A 21,263-nucleotide genomic window follows, 5' to 3' on the forward strand; every position below is an offset into this window, starting at 1 on the left:
GGCGTAGTTCGATTTTGGCTGCTTTGGCTTTTCCTCGATCGATACGGCGGTGCGCTGCTCGTTGAATTCGACCACGCCGTAACGCTCGGGATCGTGCACGTGATAGGCAAACACGGTGGCGCCACTGGTGCGCTCGGTGGCGCTGCGCAGCAGCGCGTCAAGGTCGTTACCGTAATAGATGTTATCGCCGAGGATCAGCGCCGACGGCGCGTCGCCGACAAACTCCTTGCCGATGATGAAGGCTTGCGCCAGGCCGTCCGGCGATGGCTGCACCGCGTAGCTGATGCTGATGCCCCATTGGCTGCCATCGCCCAGCAGGTCCTTGAAGCGCGGCGTGTCTTGCGGCGTCGAGATAATCAGCACTTCGCGGATGCCGGCCAGCATCAGCACGGTCAGCGGATGGTAAATCATCGGCTTGTCGTAGATCGGCAGCAGTTGCTTGGAGACGCTCATCGTCACCGGGTACAGACGGGTGCCGGAGCCGCCGGCCAGGATAATGCCTTTGCGTTGGATGGAGGTGCTCATTGCTGGCCTTCACGGTTAAAGTAATTGGTTTCCACCCACTTGGCGTAGCTGCCCGACTGCACGTCGGCCACCCATGCCTGGTTGTCCAGATACCACTGCACAGTCTTGGCGATGCCGGTCTGGAAGGTTTCGGCAGGCTTCCAGCCCAGTTCGCGCTCCAGCTTGCGCGCGTCGATGGCGTAGCGGCGGTCGTGGCCTGGACGGTCCTTGACGAAGGTGATCTGATCACGGTAGCTGCCTTCGGCTTTCGGTTTCAGCTTGTCCAGCATGTCGCACAGCGTGTGGACGACATCCAGGTTGGCCATCTCGTTCCAGCCGCCGACGTTGTAGGTTTCGCCCAGGCGGCCGGCTTCCAGCACGCGGCGGATCGCGGAGGCGTGGTCGGTGACGTACAGCCAGTCGCGCACCTGCTGGCCGTCGCCGTAGATCGGCAGCGGCTTGCCGGCTTGCGCGTTGGCGATGATCAGCGGGATCAGCTTCTCAGGGAAGTGGTACGGGCCGTAGTTGTTCGAGCAGTTGGTGGTCAGCACCGGCAGGCCATAGGTGTGGAAGTACGAGCGCACCAGGTGGTCCGATGCCGCTTTCGACGCCGAGTAAGGACTGTTTGGCGCAAACGCGGTGGTCTCGGTGAAGGGCGCGTCATCCGGTCCCAGTGTGCCGTACACCTCGTCGGTGGACACGTGCAGGAAGCGGAAAGCGGACTTCTCATCGTCCGGCAGCGCCGACCAGTAGGCGCGTGCGGCTTCTAACAGACTGAAGGTGCCGTTAATATTAGTATTGATGAACTCGCCAGGTCCGAGGATCGAACGATCGACGTGGCTTTCGGCCGCGAAGTGGACCACAGCGCGTGGTTTGTGTTGCTGGAACAACGCCAGCACTTGGGCCTGCTCGCAGATATCGCCGCGCACAAAGGTGTGGCGCGCATCCTGCTTCAGTGTTGCCAGGTTGTTGAGGTTGCCGGCATACGTCAGCTTGTCGTAATTAAGAACTGGCTCGTCCGACTGCGCCAGCCAGTCGAGGACAAAATTCGAGCCTATGAAGCCTGCACCACCGGTCACAAAAATCATTTGTCATTCCCGCATCAAAGTTGAATTAGTTGTAAGTGTGATTTTACGTCAAAACTATCTTGCACTGCACAAAAAAATCAGTCGTGCGCAACGCGTCTGGGCGCAGCAATTTTGCAACAAAGACTGAGGCGTGGGAACGAAAAAAAACCTCGCGGCGCGAGGTTTTTTACATCGTGCAGACGGGCAATTAAGCCGACTGGATGTTGGAAGCTTGCTTGCCTTTAGGGCCTTGCGTGACTTCGAACTGAACTTTTTGACCTTCTTTGAGGGTCTTAAAACCGTTCATGTTGATTGCGGAGAAGTGAGCGAACAAATCTTCGCCGCCGTCATCTGGAGTGATGAAGCCAAAACCTTTGGAATCATTGAACCACTTAACAGTACCAGTTGCCATAAAAAGAACTTTCTAAATTAAACCTATCACACGAGCCATAAAAGCAAGAAGCTTCTTGCCCCTCTCCTCACGCCCACTTCTTATCAACATGTACATTTCTGCACGCAGCCGATAAACGCATTGTTAGCGGACCAAATTTGAAAGTCAAGCAGATTTGTATGCATTTTGCTACTTTCCAACGCTAGGTGTTTATGCAACTCTTGATTTTGCGGAACGGGTCGCCATCTGCGGCAAGTTAAGAAAGCGCGTAAGATGGAAAACAATTGGATATGTGCAGCGAAATGCACATTGCATCAACCTCGAAAGCATTAGAATATAAGCGTATGGCAACCAAGCATGACAATGAAACCCTCTTGGAGCGGCAAACGCTGAAGCCGCCACCCCTGTACCAGGTGGCGTTGCTTAATGACGACTACACACCGATGGAATTCGTGGTAGCGGTCATTCAGGAGTATTTCAATAAAGACCGTGAAACAGCCACGCAGATAATGCTCAGTGTTCACCGCTACGGCAAAGGAGTGTGTGGAGTGTTCTCTAAAGATATAGCCTGTACCAAAGTGGAGTTTGTTTTAACGCATGCGCGCAAGGCGGGGCATCCCCTGCAATGCGTGATGGAGGAAGTATGATTGCGCAGGAATTGGAAGTAAGTTTGCATATGGCGTTTGTCGAAGCCCGACAGGCGCGCCACGAATTCATCACGGTGGAGCACTTGCTGCTGGCCTTGCTGGACAACCCTTCGGCTGCCGAAGTGTTGCGTGCATGTGCCGTCAACATTGAAGATCTGCGCAAAACGCTCACCAATTTTATTGGTGACAACACCCCGACCGTGCCAGGCACGGGCGAGGTCGATACCCAGCCGACGCTAGGCTTCCAGCGCGTGATCCAGCGCGCCATCATGCACGTCCAGTCGGCTTCCAACGGCAAGAAGGAAGTGACTGGCGCGAATGTGCTGGTGGCCATCTTCGGTGAAAAAGATTCGCACGCGGTGTACTACCTGCACCAGCAGGGTGTGACCCGCCTCGACGTGGTGAATTTCATCTCGCACGGTGTGCGCAAGGACCAGCAGTCCGACACCGCGAAAGCGTCGGAAGGCGTGGAAGAGGGCGCACCGGCCGGCGAAGGCCAGAGCAAGGAAAGCCCGCTCGACCAGTTCACCCAGAACCTCAACAAGTCGGCCGCCGACGGCAAGATCGATCCGCTGATCGGCCGTGAAGAGGAAGTGGATCGTGTGATCCAGATCCTGTGCCGCCGCCGTAAAAACAACCCGCTGCTGGTGGGCGAAGCAGGCGTCGGCAAGACCGCCATCGCCGAAGGCCTGGCCTACCGCATCACACAAGGCGATGTGCCCGAAATCCTGTCGAATGCCGTCGTGTATTCGCTGGACATGGGCGCGCTGCTGGCCGGCACCAAGTATCGCGGCGACTTCGAGCAGCGCCTGAAGGCGGTCCTCAAGCAATTGAAGGACAATCCGAACGGCATCCTGTTCATCGACGAGATCCACACCATCATCGGCGCCGGTTCGGCCTCGGGCGGCACGCTGGACGCGTCCAACCTGCTGAAGCCGGCCCTGGCCAATGGCCAGCTGAAGTGCGTCGGCGCGACCACCTACACGGAATTCCGTGGCGTGTTCGAGAAGGATCACGCGCTGAGCCGCCGCTTCCAGAAAGTCGACGTCAACGAGCCGACCGTCGAGCAGACGGTGCAGATCCTGCGTGGCCTGAAGTCGCGCTTCGAAGAGCACCACGGCGTCAAGTACTCGTCGTCGGCGCTGTCGACTGCGGCGGAACTGGCGGCGCGCTTCATCAACGACCGTCACCTGCCGGACAAGGCGATCGACGTCATCGACGAGGCTGGTGCGGCGCAACGCATCCTGCCGAAGTCGAAGCAGAAGAAAACCATCGGCAAGACCGAGATCGAGGACATCATCTCCAAGATCGCGCGCATCCCGCCACAGACCGTCAACCAGGACGACCGCAGCAAGCTGCAGACCATCGACCGCGACCTGCGCAACGTGGTGTTCGGCCAGGATCCGGCGATCGAAGCGTTGGCGTCGGCGATCAAGATGGCGCGTGCCGGCCTGGGCAAGACCGACAAGCCGATCGGCTCCTTCCTGTTCTCCGGTCCTACCGGCGTCGGCAAGACCGAGGTGGCGAAACAGCTGGCCTTCATCCTGGGCGTGGACCTGATACGCTTCGACATGTCGGAGTACATGGAGCGTCATGCCGTGTCGCGCCTGATCGGTGCGCCGCCGGGCTATGTTGGTTTCGACCAGGGCGGCCTGCTGACCGAAGCCATCACCAAGAAGCCGCACACGGTGCTGCTGCTGGATGAGATCGAGAAAGCCCATCCGGACATCTTCAACATCCTGCTGCAGGTGATGGACCATGGCACGCTGACCGACAACAACGGACGCAAGGCCGACTTCCGCAACGTGATCATCATCATGACCACCAACGCGGGCGCCGAGTCGCTGCAGAAGTCGTCGATCGGTTTCACCACCACCAAGCAGGCTGGCGACGAAATGGGCGACATCAAGCGCATGTTCACGCCGGAGTTCCGCAACCGCCTGGATTCGATCATCAGCTTCCGTGCGCTGGATGAGGAAATCATCCTGCGCGTGGTCGACAAGTTCCTGATGCAGCTGGAAGAGCAGCTGCACGAGAAGAAAGTCGAAGCGATCTTCACCGAGAAGCTGCGCAAGTTCCTCGGCAAGAAAGGTTTCGATCCGCTGATGGGCGCGCGTCCGATGTCGCGTCTGATCCAGGACTTGATCCGCAAGGCGCTGGCCGACGAGCTGCTGTTTGGCCGCCTGGTCACCGGCGGCAAGGTCACGGTCGACCTGGACGACAAGGATGGCGTCAAGCTGGAGTTCCCGGAACCGCCAGACGCGGCGCCGGCGCCCCCACCGGAAACCGTCGAAGTCGAATAAGCCCAAAGCCCGCGCAAGCGGGCTTTTTTTACATCGGGGTCAGAGCCGACGTGTGGTGAGAAAATTCCCCGTCGGACGCAAGCTGTGCCAGAATTGTCGATCCATTCGACAACTTTCCGACACTGTCCATGAACCTGTCCCGTTCGCTTGCCCTGATGTTGATGTCCGCCGGCCTGCTGTCCAGCGCCTCCGCCGCCGATGCTTACTATCGCTATCCCGCCATCCGTGGCGATGCCGTCGTGTTTACCGCTGAGGGCGACCTGTGGCGCACCGGCGCCCAAGGCGGCCAGGCCCAGCGCCTGACCACCCATCCCTCTGCCGAAACCAACGCCGCCATCTCGCGCGACGGCCGCTGGGTGGCTTTCTCGGCCTCCTACGAAGGCGCGCAGGAAGCCTATGTGATGCCGCTGGCGGGCGGCCTGCCGAAGCGCATCACCTTTGAAAACGGCGCGGTCTCGGTGCTGGGCTGGAGCGCGCAAGGCGAAGTGCTGGTAAGCATGGCGGGAGGTACCGGTCCGGGCCGCAGCTTTGTCATTGCCGCCGTCAGGCCGGACGACCTGCAACGCCGGATCTTCCCGCTGGCCGACGCCAACGACGCGGTACTCGACGACGCCGGCAAGACGCTGTACTTCACCCGCAACGGCCTGGCGCTGACCAACGACAACGTCAAGCTGTATCGCGGCGGCGCCTACGCGCAGCTGTGGCGCTACGAGGTGGACGGCAAGGGCGAGGCGGTGCAACTGCTGGCCGCCGACACCGGCAACAACAAGCGCCCGATGTGGTGGCAGGGCCGCGTCTATTTCATCAGCGACCGTGGCGGTTCGGATAACCTGTGGAGCATGGGCGCAGACGGCAGCGATCCGCGCCAGCTGACCAATCACGCCGCCTGGGACGTGCGCAACGCCAGCATGGGCGACGGCCGCATCGCCTACCAGCTGGGCGCCGATGTGCATGTACTGGATCTCAGCGCCGGCAAGGATGAAAAGCTGGCCATCGACCTGGTGTCGGACTTCGACCAGCAGCGCTCGCGCCAGATCCGTTCGCCGCTGGAGAGTCTGACCAATGTGCAGGTCGCGGGCAAGTTCGAGCGCATCGTATTGACCGCGCGCGGCCGCGTCAGCGTCGCCGGCACCGGCGCCCAGCGCCGCGTCGAAATCGCCATTCCGGAAGGCGCGCGGGCGCGCGAGGCGGTGTTCAGCCATGACGACAAGGCCATCTACGCGATTGTCGACAGCACCGGCGAAAACGAAATCTGGAAATTTGCCGCTGATGGCTCGGGCAAGGGAGAGCAGCTGACCAAGGACGGCAGCAGCCACCGCTGGCAGCTGTATCCGTCGCCGGACGGCCGCTGGCTGGGCCACACCGACAAGAAGGGCCGCTTCTGGCTACTGGACCTGGCCAGCAAGACCAATACCATCATCGACGATGCCGGCAAGGTCGGCCTCGGCAAGTATGATGAAATCCTGTGGTCACCGGACAGCAAGAACCTGGCGCTGGTGCGCGCCGGCAGTACCGAGCAGCGCAACCAGATCGGCCTGTACAACCTGGACGCCAGGCAGCTGAACTTCGTCACCAGCGACCGTTACACCTCGCGCTCGCCAGTTTTTTCGCCTGATGGTAAATGGCTGTACTTCCTGTCGGCGCGTAACTTCAACCTGGCCAATGGCTCGCCGTGGGGCGACCGCAATATGGGGCCGGTGTTCGACAAGCGCACCGGCATCTACGTGCTGGCGCTGCAACCGGATAATCGCTTCCCGTTCAAGCCGGACGATGAGCTGAGCAAGCCGGGCGACAAGCCGGCCGAAGGCGCGACCGAGCAGGCTGCCGAGAAGGCGGCCGAAAAAGCTGTCGCCAAGGCCGCGCCCAAACCAGCCGGCAAATCGCTGCCGGCCATCGTCTACGCCGGCCTGGCGGATCGCCTGTACGAAGTGCCGCTGGCGCCGGGTAATTACCGTGGCCTGCAAATCGACGACAAGCGCCTGTACTTCATCGACGCCGACGGCGCAGATGGCAAGGCCGCGCTGAAAACACTGGCCATCGCCAGCAACGAGCCGAAGCCGGAAGTGTTTGCGGCTGGCGTGCGCGAGTTTGACCTGTCGGCTGACAAGAAGCGCGTCTACTACCGCACCGCGACCGGCCCGGTGGGCGACATGCTGGTGGTGGAAGCAGGCGCCAAGGCGCCATCGGACGTCAGCAAGGCCAAGGTGAAAGTCGACGACTGGACCTTCACTTCCAATCCGCGCCTGGAATGGAAGCAGATGTTCAACGACGCCTGGCGTATGCACCGCGACTTTTTGTATGACGTGAAGATGCGCGGCGCCGACTGGCCGGTGGTGCGCGCCAAGTACGCGCCGCTGGTTGACCGCGTGACCGACCGCGCGGAGCTGGATGATGTGCTGGGCATGATGATCAGCGAAGTGGGCGCGCTGCACTCGCAGATCCGTCCCGGCGATGTCCGCCGTTCGGCGCCGGAAGGCACGCCGGCCGGCCTGGGCGCGCTGCTGTCGCGTACCGCCGACGGCTACCGCGTCGACCATATCTACGCCAGCGAACCGGAGCTGCCGTCGCAACGCGGCCCGCTGGCGCAGGCCGGTGTGGATGTGAAAGAGGGCGACATCATCACCGCTGTCAACGGCAAGCCGGTGCTGGAAGCGCGCGACATCGCTGACCTGCTGCTGAACCAGGCCGACAAGCAGGTGCTGCTGCAAGTGAAACGCAAGAACGAGATGCGCTCGGTGATCGTCCTGCCGGTCAACATGGGCAAGCAATTCACGCTGCGCTACAGCGACTGGGAACAATCGCGTGCACGCCAGGTGGACGCCGCGTCGAAAGGCCGCATCGGCTACCTGCACCTGCGCGCCATGGGAGCGAACGACATCGCCTCGTTCGCCCGCGACTTCTACGCCAACGTCAACCGCGAAGGGCTGATCATCGACGTGCGCCGCAATAACGGCGGCAATATCGACAGCTGGATTATCGAGAAGCTGCTGCGCAAGGCCTGGGCCTTCTGGGCGCCACCTGGTGTGGCGCCGTCGCCGAACATGCAGAACACCTTCCGTGGCCACCTGGTGGTGCTGGTGGATGAATACACTTACTCGGATGGCGAGACTTTCGCCGCCGGCATCAAGTCGCTGGGTCTGGCGCCGCTGGTCGGCAAGCGCACCGCCGGCGCCGGCGTCTGGCTGAGCGATAACAATCGCCTCAGCGACAACGGCATGGCGCGCGTGGCGGAGATGGGGCAGTTCAACACCGAGGATGGCCAGTGGCTGATTGAAGGCGTGGGCGTGTCGCCGGACGTGGTGGTCGACAATCCGCCGCACGCCACCTACCAGGGCCAGGATCGCCAGCTGGAAGTGGCGCTGGAGCTGCTGGACAAGAAGCTGAAGCAGCAGCCGGTCAAGCCGTACAATCCGCAGGTGATTCCCGGCCTGAATGTCCGGAATTGAACAGCGCAGCGTTCACTTTCGATCACTTCGGCGCTTGCCGGTGCTGAAAAACGCGTGGCATGGTTGTTGCAGTTTGAGGGCATGACCTCACACGGAGTTGACACATGAAGCTACGAGATTTGCGCATCGGCTGGCGTACCCTGATCCACGAACCGGCGTATACGCTGGCGGTGGTGCTGGGGCTGGGCATTGGCTTGGCCGCGTGCCTGCTGTTGCTGGGCTTTGTGCGCTACTCGCTGGACTACGACCGCCACGTGCCGCAGGTGGAGCAGGTCTACGTGGTCAAGCACCGCTTCAATGTCGAAAGCACGTCGCCATTGTTCGACATGGCGCCGATGTTCCTGCGCGAGATCGCGATGAAGATGCCCGGCGTGGTGGACGCCACCAGCTATATCTCCGCACGGCCGGCGATCACACCGCTGACCGTGCGCGCCGGCCGCAACCTGCTGACTGTGCATAGCCTGGTGGTGCTGCCGGGTTTTCCCTCGCTGCTGGGCATGCGCGCGCAGCAGGGCGACCTGGTCTCAGCGCTGGAGCGCCCCGACCGTTTTGTTATCACCGACACCGCTGCGCTGCGGCTGTTCGGCACGCGCAATGCGCTCGGCCTGACCATGGTGGCGGAAGGGCATACCATGCAGGTTGGCGCGGTGGTGCCTGCGTCGCCAGCGAATACCACCATCCCGTTTGAAATCCTGTTTGGCGTCAATGGCGCCGTCGTGGAACCGGATATCCGCCACGAGATGCTGACCGGTGAACATGGCTGGATGACCAAGATGCTGTTGCGGCTGAAGCCTGGCACGTCGGTGCCGGATATCGTCGCGCGCTTGCAGCAGGCGGTCGACGGCGCGCCGAGCCTGAACCTGTTTCCGCCCGAAGTGCGCGAGCGGCTGGGAGAGCGCAGGCCGATCGAACTGGCCATCACGCCGCTGCGCGACGCCTATTTCGACGAGCAGGTTCAGAACAGCTTCATCTCGCTGAGGGGCGATCGCACCAGTCCGCGCGTTGTCGCCGGCCTGGGCTTGCTGGCGGGGCTGATCCTGCTGCTGGCCGCGATCAACTACGTCAACCTGAGCACCGTCCGTGTGCTGCGCCGCCAGCGTGAAGTGGCGATGCGCAAGGTGCTGGGCGCCAGCATGCGGCGCATCGTACTGCAATTCCTGATCGAATCGCTGCTGGTGGCGCTGGCGGCGACCATGCTTGGACTGCTGCTGGCGTGGCTGGCGCTGCCGGTCTTTTCGCAACTGGTCAACCGCCAGCTGGATGCCTTGTTCTCGCTGCAGAATATCGTGGCGGCGTTTGGCATCGGCGCGCTGCTGGGTGTCAGCACGGCTGTCTACCCGGCCTGGATTGCGCTGCGCGTGCCGCCGACGCAGGCGCTGGCAGGGCGGCCCGATACCGAATCGCGTGCGAGCATGCGCTGGCGGCGGGCGCTCACCGTGGTGCAGATTGGCACGGCGATGGGCCTGGCCAGCGTGACCATCGCGGTGGCGTGGCAAACCAATTACGCCATCCATGCGTCGCCCGGCTTCGATCCGTCGGCCATGGTGATCGTCGATTTGCCAGACCATGTCAAGGACAGCGAGAAGGCACGGCGCTTCCTGTCCGCCCTGCAGGCACAACCGGGCGTGGCCGGTGTGGCGATTTCGGAAGACCCGGTCGGCCGCCTTGACTGGATCTGGACCCGCACCTTCAAGAGTCCCAGCGGCGTCAACGCGGCGCTGGAGATGAAAGCGGTCAGCGCGAATTTCTTCGAGTTGTATGGCATCGCACCGGCGGCGGGGCGCTTGTTCCAGTCCGCGCTGGACAAGGACGACGACAAGGCCGCGCTGGTGGTCAATGCGGTGGCCGCGCGCGAGCTGGGTTTCGCCAGCGCCGAGCAGGCCGTGGGGCAGATGGTGACTTTCTCCGGCTTCGACAACGTCCCCAGAGGTGCGCGCATCGTCGGCATTGCGCCAGAGCTGCGCTTCCGCTCCTTGCGCGACCGGCCCACTGCCACCGCCTACGAACTCAGTACGGCCGGCACGGTGCTGAACGTGCATGCCGCCGCCGCGCCGGCCGACATCGTCCGCACCGCGCAGACGCTGTGGCCCAGCTACTATCCGGATGCGATACCGCGTATCTATCGCGCCGGCGATGTGCTGGCGCTGCACTATGCCGAAGATGCGCGCATGGCCCGCCTGCTAGCGGCGGCAACCTGCATCGCGCTGGTGATTGCCGCTTTCGGCACCTACGTCCTGTCTGCCAATACGGTGCAGCGCAGGGCCAGGGAAATTGTGCTGCGCAAGCTGCACGGCGCGCGTGGCAGAGATATCGGCTTGCTGGTGTTGCGGGAGACTGCGGTGCTGATGCTGGCAGGCGGTGTGATTGGCCTGCCGGTGGCGGCGCTCGCCATCAGCCGCTATCTGGCCAGTTATGTCGAGCATGCGCCGATAGGCTACTGGACCCTGTTGTTTGCGTTGGCGCTGACCTTGTCGATCGCGTTGCTGGCCATTGCCCGCCACACCTGGCTTGCCATGCGCCTGCCGCCTGCCGACGCTTTGCGAAGCTGACCGGCGTTACAGGCTGGTCAGCGATTTGAACTGGGCCGCGCGACGGCGCGAGACCTCGACCTGCTTATCGCCGTGCAGCGTGAGATCCAGCCCTCCGGCCTCGTTGGCGGCGATGCGTTCCACCGCATCCAGGTTGATGATATGCCGGCGGCTGGCGCGGAAGAAGTGCTGCGGATCGAGCTTCTCCTCCAGCTGGCTCAATGAGCGCAGCATCAGCGGCTGCTGCGCGCCGAAATACACCCGCGTGTAGTTGCCATCGGATTCAAACAGGCGGATGTCCTGCAAGGGGACGAACCAGCATCGTTCACCATCCTTGATGAACAGCTTTTTCGGTGCCGCCGATGCCGCCGCATGTTGACGTACGGCGCAACGCTGCAACGCCGCCGCCATGCGCGTCGCCTGGATCGGCTTTTGCAGGTAATCCAGCGCATTCACTTCAAACGCCTGTAAAGCATACTGGTCGAAGGCGGTGGTGAAGATCACTTCGGGCGCTTCGTCCAGCGCTGCCAGCATGTCGAAGCCGGAGCCGCCCGGCATTTGTACATCCAGGAACACCAGGTCTGGCTTGAGGGCGTTGATCTGCGCCACGCCGTCGGCAGCATTGGTGGCTTCGCCGACGATTTCCACTTCGGGATGCGCCGACAGCAGGCGTCTTAGTTCGGCGCGCGCGAGGCGCTCGTCATCGATCAGCAGCGCGCGTGTCACGCGGCCTCCGTTATGGTCAGCGTGGCGCGTACCCAGCCACTGTGTTCAGATAAGTCCAGCTGCGCATTCTCGCCCAGCGACAGCGCCAGCCGCTTGCGGGTATTCATCAGCCCCACCTTGGTGGAATTGGCGAACGGCGCGATCACTCCCATGTTGGCAATCTCGATATGCACACCGCCATTGTCCATGCGTTGCGCGTGGATGCGGATTTCGCTGCCCGTGGCGCTGGCCTCGACGCCATATTTGACCGCGTTCTCGACCAGTGTTTGCAAGGCCATCGGCGGAATGCGCACCTGTTCCAGTCCTGCGCCGATGTCCACGCTGACACGCATGCGCTCTTCAAAACGGATCTTCTCGATGGCGAGGTAAGCCTGCACCGCCTCGATCTCCGCCGACAGCGGCACTGTGTCGTGATGGCCCGATTGCAGCGCGTAGCGCATCACGCTGGCCAGTTGGTCGATCATTTGCGCAGCAGCCTCCGGGTCTTCATAGATCAATGCGCGCACGCTGTTCATGCTATTGAAGAAAAAATGCGGATTGACCTGCGCCTGCAAGGCGCGCAATTCGGCATCCTTGGCAGCGACTTCCAGGCGCAGCGCCTGCGCTTCCGCGTGATTCGCGCGGCGCAGCGACTGCACCGCCATATAGAACACATTCCATACCAGGTACACGCCCCACCAGTACATCAGGGCGCCCGGTAGCCAGTACAGCCCTTTGGTCGTGATGCCCATCGGCCGTATCACCGCATAGCCGAGTGTCTGCGCCGCAGTGTGGATGACGCCGAGCACCAGCACCGCCAGCGCCATCTTTTCCCAGCCGATCCGTTCACCGCTGCTGATGCGGCGTTTGAGCAGATGGCGCCAGACGCCGGAAATCAGCAGCCCGAATGCCGCCCCCCACCAGGCGATCGCCATCATGCGCGCATCGCGCTGGCCGATCGGCTGCATGAACCACATCAGCAGCGGCAGGGTGCTCCAGCCGGCCAGCTGAAACATCCAGAACCAGTTCAGCCGGGCGAGCAGGGGGCGGTCATTGCGCATGGTGTCAGTTGAGGAAGCTGTTGATACGATCATACATCCAGGCCGGATCGTCGTACATGATGAAGTGGCGTGCATTGTCCGCCATCTCGATCCGCACGCCTTTCAGCTGGGCGAACTGGGTGGTGTAGACGGCGGTGGTGGTTTCCTTGGGCGCATAATCCTTGTAGGCGATCCAGGTGCCCAGCACCAGCGTTGGTGCCTTGATGCGGCTGATGTCCGCACGCAGATCGCCGCCCATCAGATCGGCCATGGCATTGATGACGGTGTCGCGGTCCGACTGCTTGCCAGCGGCGAGCACGCGATCCATGTCCTCCTGTTTGGTGATCATGCTGCGCATATTGCGCAACTGGGCGGTTTTGAACGCTTCCGCATCTTGCGAGCGCATGGCGCCGCGCATGCCTTCGGCCATTTGCTTCAGCTGCGCGCTGGTCATGTTCGGTGCCTGGATCGCGCCCAGTGCCGGCAGAGAATCGACGATCACCAGTTGCCCAACTTGTTCCGGGTGGTCGGCAGCCAGTTTTAGCGCGAGGTAGCCGCCGAGGCTATGGCCGATGACCACCGGCTGCGTGAATTTCTGCTCGGTGATATAAGCGCTCAATTGTTGTTCCACTGCCGGTAGCAGCGCTTCCTTGATGGCCGGCTGGCCGGCGAACCCTGCCAGCGTCAGCACGTGGCACTGACGCTTGCCGTCGCCGCAAAAGCGCGCCACCGTGCCGTCCCACACGCTGCCGGATGATGCCAGGCCGGGAATCAGGATGATGGGCGCGCCAGTGCCGGTAACGTCGACCTTGAAAGCCGGATGTTCGGCGGCGGTGGCCTGACCCAATATCAGGGTGGCAGCGAAAGCGGCGATGGTCTTGAGCAGCATGGTGTTCTCCGTTGGTGAGTAAGTGTCGCCATGCTAGCGGCGCGTCGTGCAGCTGGCGAGCGCTTTGGGATGAGCGGTATCCCGGCGTGATGAGTGGTCGTCAGCCTTCTGCCTTGAGCTTGCGCCAGAGCGTCGTGCGGCTGATGCCAAGGTAATCGGCAGCGGCGTCACGGCGGCCGCCGAAGCGGGCCACCACGTCGGACACCCGCTCGCTGGACGGCAGGGTAGGGACGGATGCGGCGCCCGGCCATGGCGACGCAAGCGGCGTAGAAGTAGATCCCGGACGGCCAGAGAGTTCGGGCGCCACGCTCAGCACGAAGGCGGGCGTCAGCGCCTGTAGCGGCTCGGCGGCGAGGAACAGCGCCAGGCGTTCGCTCAGGTTGCGCAGTTCGCGCACATTGCCCGGCCATGCGTAAGCTTGCAGCAGCGGCCCGCAGGCGGCCATTTCCGCGTGCAGATTGGGATGCGGACGGGCGCCGAGCGAGGCCAGCGCGTTTTTCAGCGACCACTCGGCAAGCGTCATGATGTCTTCCGGCCGCGCACGCAACGGCGGCAACGTCAGACGCAGCACCGCGAGGCGGTAGAACAGGTCGGCGCGGAAGCGGCCATCGCGCACGCGCTGTTCGAGGTCGCAATGGGTGGCGCTGATGATGCGCACATTGACCGGGACCGGCCGCGTTCCGCCTACGCGCACCACTTCGCGTTCTTCCAGCACGCGCAGCAGACGCGTTTGCAGCGTTAGCGGCATTTCGCCGATCTCGTCGAGGAACAGCGTGCCGTGGTTGGCCGCTTCAAACAGGCCGGCATGGCCGCCGCGCCGCGCGCCGGTGAAAGCGCCTTCTTCGTGGCCGAACAGTTCCGACTCCAGCAACGATTCCGCAATCGCGCCGCAGTTCACCGCGACGAAAGGACGGTTCTGTCCCAGCGTGCGTGGCGCCTCGCGGTGCATCGCCTGCGCCACCAGCTCTTTGCCGCAGCCGGTTTCGCCCTGTATCAGCACCGTCGCTGGCGATTTTGCGTACAGCACCACCGCCTGCCGCACCGACTCCATCGCTGCCGACTCGCCACGCAGGTCATTGATGCCATGCCGGGCGCGCAGCGTGTCGGTCACCACCGCGTTGCGCGTGCGGTGCCGATTGGATTCCAGCTGCGTCAGGCGCGCCATCTCCAGCGCGTCATCAAACGCATGGCGGATCGACGTAGCGGAGTAGACGAATACGCCGGTCAATCCCGCTTCCTCCGCCAGGTCGGTAATCAGGCCGGCGCCGACGATGGCCTTGATGCCGGCTGCCTTCAGGTCATTGATCTGCGCGCGTGCGTCCTCCTCGGTGGCGTAGGTGCGCTGCTCGACATCGAAGCCGAAGGTAGTGCAGAACTCTGCCAGTTCCGCCAGCCGGTCCTGGTAGGTGACGATGCCGATGCGGTCCGAGACTCGCCGCGCGCGCGCCAGCGCCTGCATCACATCCAGCCCGCTGAACTTCGCAATCACCACTGGCACCGACAGCCGGCCTTTCAGGTAAGCGGCGTTGGAACCGGCTGCGATCACGGCGTCGCAGCGTTCCGTCGCCAGGCGTTCGCGGATATGCCGGGCAGCTTCGTCGAAGCCCAGGTTGATCGGTTCGATGGTGGCCAGGTTGTCGTATTCCAGCGTGATGTCGCGGAACAGGTCGGACAGGCGCGATACCGAAACCGTCCAGATAACCGGCTTGTCGTTGACATCGAAGGGCAGGGGAGTGGAATGGCGCATGTTTCAATTATAGTTCAAATCTGTTTCAGTGTTTCATGGTGAAACGTTGTGTCTGGCGTAAGTGATTGATTTGTAAGACTTGATAAGGTGGCACGGCCTTTGCAATATAAAGCCCAACTTAACGCAACATCGAAAGGTCACACCATGAGTCAATACTCCGCAGGCGCCGCTTTCCGCAAAGCAGTCCAGGAAGAATCGCCATTGCAGGTTGTCGGCGCCATCAACGCCAACCACGCCTTGCTGGCCAAGCGTGCCGGCTTCAAGGCGATTTACCTGTCCGGCGGCGGTGTGGCGGCTGGCTCGCTTGGACTGCCCGACCTGGGCATCTCGAATCTGGACGATGTGCTGACCGATGTGCGCCGCATTACCGATGTGTGCGACCTGCCGCTGCTGGTCGACATCGATACCGGTTTCGGCGCTTCCGCGTTCAACGTGGCGCGCACCGTGAAATCCATGATCAAGTTTGGCGCCGCCGCCATCCATATCGAAGACCAGGTAGGCGCCAAGCGCTGCGGCCATCGTCCCGGCAAGGAGGTAGTCAGCCAGCAGGAAATGGCAGATCGCGTGCGTGCGGCAGTGGATGCGCGTACTGACGACCAATTTGTCATCATGGCCCGTACCGACGCGTTGGCGGTGGAGGGGCTGGACCGCGCGATCGAGCGGGCGGTCGCTTGCGTGGAGGCGGGTGCGGACATGATTTTCGCCGAGGCGCTGACTGATATCGACATGTACAAGCGCTTTGTCTCCGCCGTCAAAGTACCGGTGCTGGCGAATATCACAGAATTTGGTTCGACGCCGCTATTCACCAAGGAAGAGCTGCGCGACGCTGGTGTGGATATCGTGCTGTATCCGCTGTCCGCCTTCCGCGCCATGAACAAGGCGGCGGAAAACGTCTACGCGGCGATCCGCCGCGACGGCACGCAGCAGAACGTGCTGGCAACCATGCAGACGCGCGAAGAACTCTACCAAAGCATCAACTATCACGATTTCGAACAGAAGCTGGACGCGCTGTTCGCTGCACAGAAAAAATAAGAGGAGACACCAACATGACCGAAGCCACCACCTTCAAGCCAAAAAAATCCGTTGCCCTGTCGGGTGTCGCCGCCGGTAATACCGCGCTGTGCTCCGTCGGCAAAACCGGCAACGACTTGCACTACCGTGGCTACGACATCCTGGATGTCGCCACCACCTGCGAGTTCGAGGAAATCGCCTACCTGCTGGTGCATGGCAAACTGCCAGCCGAAGCGGAGCTGCGCGGCTACAAGGCCAAACTGAAATCGCTGCGCGGCCTGCCGCAAGCGGTGAAGTCGGCGCTGGAGGCGCTGCCTGCTTCGGCGCACCCGATGGACGTGATGCGTACCGGTGTCTCGGTACTGGGCTGCGTGCTGCCGGAGAAGGACGATCACAATATGCCCGGCGCACGCGATATTGCCGACCGCCTGATGGCCTCCTTCGGCTCCATGCTGCTGTACTGGTACCACTACAGCCATAACGGCAAGCGCATCGAAGTCGAAACCGATGACGACTCGATTGGCGGCCACTTCCTGCACCTGCTGCATGGCGAGAAGCCGCGCGATTCGTGGGTGCGCGCGATGCACACCTCGCTGATCCTGTATGCCGAACATGAATTCAACGCATCGACCTTCACCAGCCGCGTCATCTCCGGCACCGGCTCCGACATCCATTCGGCCATCACCGGCGCCATCGGCGCGTTGCGCGGACCGAAACACGGCGGCGCCAACGAAGTCGCTTTCGAGATCCAGAAGCGCTACGAAAATCCGGACGAAGCGGAAGCCGATATCCGCAACCGCGTCGCCAACAAGGAAGTGGTGATCGGTTTCGGCCATCCGGTGTACACGGTTTCCGATCCGCGCAACGTGGTGATTAAAGACGTGGCGCGCCAGTTGTCCGAGGAAGCCGGCTCCACCAAGATGTTTGATATCGCCGAACGCCTGGAGTCTGTCATGTGGGAGATCAAGAAGATGTTCCCGAACCTGGACTGGTTCTCGGCCGTGTCGTATCACATGATGGGCGTGCCGACCGCGATGTTCACGCCGCTGTTTGTTATCTCGCGTACCTCCGGCTGGTCGGCGCACATCATCGAACAGCGCATCGACAACAAGATCATCCGCCCAAGCGCCAACTACGTTGGCCCTGAAGACCTGACATTCGTCCCGATCAAGGACCGCAAATAATCATGAACACCGCATTTCGCAAGAACCTGCCGGGCACCCAGCTAGACTACTTCGACGCGCGTGAAGCGGTCGATGCGATCCAGCCAGGCGCCTGGGCCAAACTGCCCTACACTTCGCGCGTGCTGGCGGAGAACCTGGTCCGCCGCTGCGATTCAGCCATGCTCAACGCTTCGCTGTCGCAACTGATCGAGCGCAAGCGCGATCTGGATTTCCCCTGGTTCCCGGCGCGCGTGGTGTGCCATGACATCCTCGGCCAGACCGCGCTGGTTGACCTGGCCGGCCTGCGCGACGCCATCGCGGAGCAGGGCGGCGATCCGTCGCTGGTCAATCCGGTGGTGCCGACGCAGCTGGTGGTCGACCACTCGCTGGCGGTGGAGTGCGGTGGCTTCGATCCGGACGCCTTCGACAAGAACCGCGCCATTGAAGACCGCCGCAATGAAGACCGTTTCCACTTCATCGACTGGACCAAGAAGGCTTTTCGCAATGTGGACGTGATCCCGCCGGGGAACGGCATCCTGCACCAGATTAACCTGGAGCGCATGTCGCCGGTGATTCAGGTGGGAGATGGCGTGGCCTATCCGGATACGCTGGTCGGCACCGATTCGCACACGCCGATGGTCGATGCGCTTGGTGTCATCGCCATCGGCGTCGGCGGCCTGGAGGCAGAGACGGTGATGCTGGGGCGCGCGTCGTGGATGCGCCTTCCCGACATCGTCGGCGTTGAACTGGGCGGCAAGCCGCAGCCAGGCATTACCGCCACCGACATCGTGCTGGCGCTGACGGAATTCCTGCGCAAGGAAAAGGTGGTGTCTGCCTACCTGGAATTCTACGGCGAAGGCGCCACGGCACTGACGCTGGGCGACCGCGCCACGATCTCCAACATGGCGCCGGAATTCGGCGCCACCGCCGCGATGTTCTCGATCGACGCGCAGACCATCAAGTACCTGAAGCTGACCGGCCGCGATGACGCGTTGGTGGCCCTGGTCGAGCAGTACGCGAAGCATACCGGCCTGTGGGCGGACAGCCTGAAGACCGCCGAGTATGAGCGCGTGCTGACGTTCGACTTGTCGACCGTGGTGCGCAACATCGCTGGTCCATCCAATCCGCACAAGCGCGTGCCAACCAGCGAGCTTGCTGCACGCGGCATTGCCGGTGTGGTCGAGAATGAACCGGGCAAGATGCCGGACGGTGCGGTCATCATTGCCGCCATCACCAGCTGCACCAACACCAACAATCCGCGCAATATGATTGCCGCCGGCTTGTTAGCGCGGAACGCCAATAAGGCTGGTTTGCTGCGTAAGCCATGGGTCAAGACTTCGCTGGCGCCAGGATCTAAAGCGGTGACGCTGTATCTGGAAGAAGCGGGCCTGCTGCCGGAACTGGAGCAGCTGGGCTTCGGCGTGGTGGCGTATGCCTGCACCTCGTGCAACGGCATGTCCGGCGCGCTGGACCCGGTGATCCAGAAAGAAGTAGTGGAGCGCGACTTGTACGCCACCGCCGTCCTGTCGGGCAACCGTAATTTTGACGGACGCATTCACCCATACGCCAAGCAGGCCTTCCTGGCGTCACCGCCGCTGGTGGTGGCTTATGCGATCGCCGGAACTATCCGCTTCGATATCGAAAAGGATGTACTGGGCCATGACGCCGACGGCAATCCGGTGACATTGAAAGACCTGTGGCCGAGCGATGAAGAGATCGACGCTGTCGTCGCCGCCAGCGTCAAACCGGAGCACTTCCGCAAGGTGTATATCCCGATGTTCGCGCGCAGCGAGGACACGGGCGAGCGCGCGGCGCCGCTGTACGACTGGCGAGCGCAATCGACGTATATCCGCCGTCCGCCGTACTGGGAAGGCGCGCTGGCTGGCGAGCGCACGCTGACGGGCATGCGTCCTTTGGCAGTCTTGGGCGATAACATCACTACCGACCACCTGTCGCCATCCAACGCCATCATGATGGACTCGGCTGCGGGCGAGTACCTGCACAAAATGGGCTTGCCGGAAGAGGACTTCAACTCCTACGCCACGCACCGCGGCGATCACCTGACCGCGCAGCGCGCCACCTTCGCCAATCCAACGCTGAAGAACGAGATGGTGCGGAACACCGACGGCCAGGTCAAAGCCGGCTCGCTGGCGCGTGTTGAACCGGACGGCAAGGTGATGCGCATGTGGGAAGCGATTGAAACCTATATGGCGCGCAAGCAGCCGCTGATTATCGTGGCCGGTGCGGACTATGGCCAGGGCTCGTCGCGTGACTGGGCGGCCAAGGGCGTGCGCCTGGCTGGTGTGGAAGCGATCGTGGCCGAAGGTTTCGAGCGCATCCACCGCACCAACCTGGTGGGCATGGGTGTGCTGCCGCTGGAATTCCAGCATGGCGTGAACCGCATCACGCTGGGCCTCGACGGCACCGAGACGTATGACGTGATCGGCGAACGCAAGCCGCGCGCGACGTTGACGCTGGTGATCCATCGCCGTAATGGCGCGCGCATGGATGTGCCGGTGACCTGTCGCCTCGACACAGCCGAAGAAGTATCCATCTACGAAGCCGGCGGCGTGCTGCAGCGCTTCGCGCAGGACTTCCTTGCTTCCGCAAAGGCCGCATGATGACGCACAAACCGCAAATCAAAATCCCCGCCACCTATATGCGTGGCGGCACCAGCAAGGGCGTGTTCTTCCGCTTGCAGGACTTGCCGGAAGCAGCGCAGCAACCGGGCGCCGCGCGCGACCAGTTGCTGCTGCGCGTGATCGGCAGCCCGGACCCATACGGCAAGCAGATCGACGGCATGGGCGGCGCCACCTCCAGCACCAGCAAGACAGTGATCTTGTCGAAGAGCAGCCGCGCCGGCCACGATGTCGACTATTTATTCGGCCAGGTCTCGATCGACAAGGCCTTTGTCGACTGGAGCGGCAATTGCGGCAACCTGTCCGCTGCCGTTGGCGCCTTCGCGATCAGTGGAGGTATGGTCGATCCGGCCCGGGTGCCGCGCGATGGCGTGGCGGTGGTGCGTGTCTGGCAGGCCAACATCGGCAAGACCATCATTGCCCATATCCCGATGAGTAACGGCGAAGTGCAGGAAACCGGTGACTTCGAACTGGATGGCGTGACCTTCCCGGCCGCCGAAGTGCAGCTGGAATTCATGGACCCGGCGGCGGAGGAAGAGGGCGCTGGTGGCGCCATGTTTCCAACCGGCCATCTGGTTGACGACCTTGAGGTGCCTGGCGTCGGCACGCTGAAATCCACGATGATCAACGCCGGCATCCCCACCATCTTCATCAACGCCGACGCCATCGGCTACAGCGGCGCCGAGCTGCAAGACGCCATCAACGGCGACGCCAAGGCGCTGGCGATGTTCGAGACTATTCGCGCACACGGCGCGCTGCGCATGGGCCTCATCAAGGATCTGAGCGAAGCGGCCACGCGCCAGCATACGCCGAAGGTGGCGTTTGTGGCGCCACCGAAGGCTTACACTGCATCCAGTGGAAAACCGGTGGCCGCAGGCGATATCGACCTGCTGGTGCGCGCGCTCTCGATGGGCAAGCTGCATCACGCCATGATGGGTACGGCCGCCGTCGCCATCGGCACGGCCGCCGCGATTCCCGGCACGCTGGTGAACCTGGCGGCGGGCGGTGGTGAACGCAACGCGGTGCGCTTCGGCCACCCATCCGGCACCTTGCGTGTCGGCGCCGAAGCAGTACAGCAGAACGGAGAATGGAGCGTAAAAAAAGCGGTAATGAGCCGCAGCGCGCGAGTACTGATGGAAGGCTGGGTACGCGTACCCGCTTAAGCAGTTACAAACCGGAGGAG

15 protein-coding genes are annotated in these 21,263 nt (G+C 62.4%); 8 read left to right on the forward strand and 7 right to left on the reverse strand.

Translation table 11 applies throughout. The annotated features are described in order from the left end of the window. The 3 genes from BLS51_RS28685 to BLS51_RS28695 form a co-directional block, all read right to left on the reverse strand. The coding region (locus BLS51_RS28685; protein ID WP_175472720.1) for a sugar nucleotidyltransferase at window positions 1–525 on the reverse strand (525 nt) is incomplete at its 3' end. Beyond that, window positions 522–1,592 (reverse strand): dTDP-glucose 4,6-dehydratase, encoded by a 1,071-nt coding sequence (gene rfbB, locus BLS51_RS28690; protein ID WP_090191461.1) that lies wholly within the window; start codon window positions 1,590–1,592, stop codon window positions 522–524. The genes rfbB and BLS51_RS28685, both read right to left, overlap by 4 nt. Window positions 1,593–1,779: 187 nt before the next feature. Next, the gene (locus tag BLS51_RS28695; RefSeq protein WP_008446468.1) at window positions 1,780–1,983 is read right to left on the reverse strand and encodes a transcription antiterminator/RNA stability regulator CspE; all 204 of its coding nucleotides are present in this window, start codon (window positions 1,981–1,983) and stop codon (window positions 1,780–1,782) included. 323 nt (window positions 1,984–2,306) lie between these two features. Here BLS51_RS28695 and clpS point away from each other — a divergent pair, with 323 nt between their 5' ends. The 4 genes from clpS to BLS51_RS28715 all read left to right on the forward strand — a co-directional run bounded on the left by clpS (window position 2,307) and on the right by BLS51_RS28715 (window position 10,907). Then, window positions 2,307–2,609, forward strand: coding sequence for an ATP-dependent Clp protease adapter ClpS (gene clpS, locus BLS51_RS28700; protein WP_090191571.1), 303 nt, complete (start codon window positions 2,307–2,309; stop codon window positions 2,607–2,609). Further along, complete coding sequence (gene clpA, locus BLS51_RS28705; protein WP_090191464.1) at window positions 2,606–4,912, forward strand: ATP-dependent Clp protease ATP-binding subunit ClpA; 2,307 nt, start codon at window positions 2,606–2,608, stop codon at window positions 4,910–4,912. Before clpS ends, clpA begins: the two co-directional genes overlap by 4 nt. Before the next feature lie 128 nt (window positions 4,913–5,040). Then, entirely contained in the window at window positions 5,041–8,358 is a 3,318-nt protein-coding gene (locus tag BLS51_RS28710) for a S41 family peptidase (RefSeq protein ID WP_175472721.1), read from the forward strand. 104 nt (window positions 8,359–8,462) lie between these two features. Then, entirely contained in the window at window positions 8,463–10,907 is a 2,445-nt protein-coding gene (locus tag BLS51_RS28715) for an FtsX-like permease family protein (protein ID WP_090191466.1), read from the forward strand. Between the two features lie 6 nt (window positions 10,908–10,913). Here the strand turns inward: BLS51_RS28715 and BLS51_RS28720 are convergent, their stop codons facing one another. The 4 genes from BLS51_RS28720 to prpR form a co-directional block, all read right to left on the reverse strand. Further along, window positions 10,914–11,612: a LytR/AlgR family response regulator transcription factor gene (locus BLS51_RS28720; protein WP_090191468.1), complete on the reverse strand. Its 699-nt coding sequence runs from the start codon at window positions 11,610–11,612 to the stop codon at window positions 10,914–10,916. Further along, window positions 11,609–12,652 carry a sensor histidine kinase gene (locus BLS51_RS28725; RefSeq protein WP_090191470.1) on the reverse strand — a complete coding sequence of 348 codons (1,044 nt, stop codon included), beginning with the start codon at window positions 12,650–12,652 and terminating at the stop codon, window positions 11,609–11,611. The genes BLS51_RS28720 and BLS51_RS28725 overlap by 4 nt, the downstream gene beginning before the upstream one ends. A 4-nt stretch (window positions 12,653–12,656) precedes the next feature. Beyond that, entirely contained in the window at window positions 12,657–13,520 is an 864-nt protein-coding gene (locus BLS51_RS28730) for an alpha/beta fold hydrolase (RefSeq protein WP_090191472.1), read from the reverse strand. Window positions 13,521–13,620: 100 nt separating this feature from the next. After that, the gene (gene prpR / locus BLS51_RS28735) at window positions 13,621–15,267 is read right to left on the reverse strand and encodes a propionate catabolism operon regulatory protein PrpR (protein WP_090191474.1); all 1,647 of its coding nucleotides are present in this window, start codon (window positions 15,265–15,267) and stop codon (window positions 13,621–13,623) included. Between the two features lie 144 nt (window positions 15,268–15,411). On the opposite strand from prpR, the gene prpB reads away from it, so the two are divergent. Genes prpB through prpF form a run of 4 tightly spaced genes read left to right on the forward strand, consistent with a single transcriptional unit; the run spans window position 15,412 to window position 21,243 of the window. Further along, window positions 15,412–16,299 (forward strand): methylisocitrate lyase, encoded by an 888-nt coding sequence (prpB, locus tag BLS51_RS28740; RefSeq protein WP_090191476.1) that lies wholly within the window; start codon window positions 15,412–15,414, stop codon window positions 16,297–16,299. A gap of 14 nt (window positions 16,300–16,313) precedes the next feature. Next, window positions 16,314–17,462 (forward strand): bifunctional 2-methylcitrate synthase/citrate synthase, encoded by a 1,149-nt coding sequence (gene prpC, locus BLS51_RS28745; RefSeq protein ID WP_090191479.1) that lies wholly within the window; start codon window positions 16,314–16,316, stop codon window positions 17,460–17,462. Between the two features lie 2 nt (window positions 17,463–17,464). Continuing rightward, the gene (acnD, locus tag BLS51_RS28750; protein WP_090191483.1) at window positions 17,465–20,062 is read left to right on the forward strand and encodes a Fe/S-dependent 2-methylisocitrate dehydratase AcnD; all 2,598 of its coding nucleotides are present in this window, start codon (window positions 17,465–17,467) and stop codon (window positions 20,060–20,062) included. Beyond that, on the forward strand, window positions 20,062–21,243 hold the full coding sequence (prpF, locus tag BLS51_RS28755; protein WP_090191577.1) for a 2-methylaconitate cis-trans isomerase PrpF: 1,182 nt from the start codon (window positions 20,062–20,064) through the stop codon (window positions 21,241–21,243). Before acnD ends, prpF begins: the two co-directional genes overlap by 1 nt. Window positions 21,244–21,263 lie beyond the last annotated feature (20 nt).

This window comes from Duganella sp. OV510, assembly GCF_900100205.1.
Classification (GTDB): domain Bacteria; phylum Pseudomonadota; class Gammaproteobacteria; order Burkholderiales; family Burkholderiaceae_D; genus Rugamonas.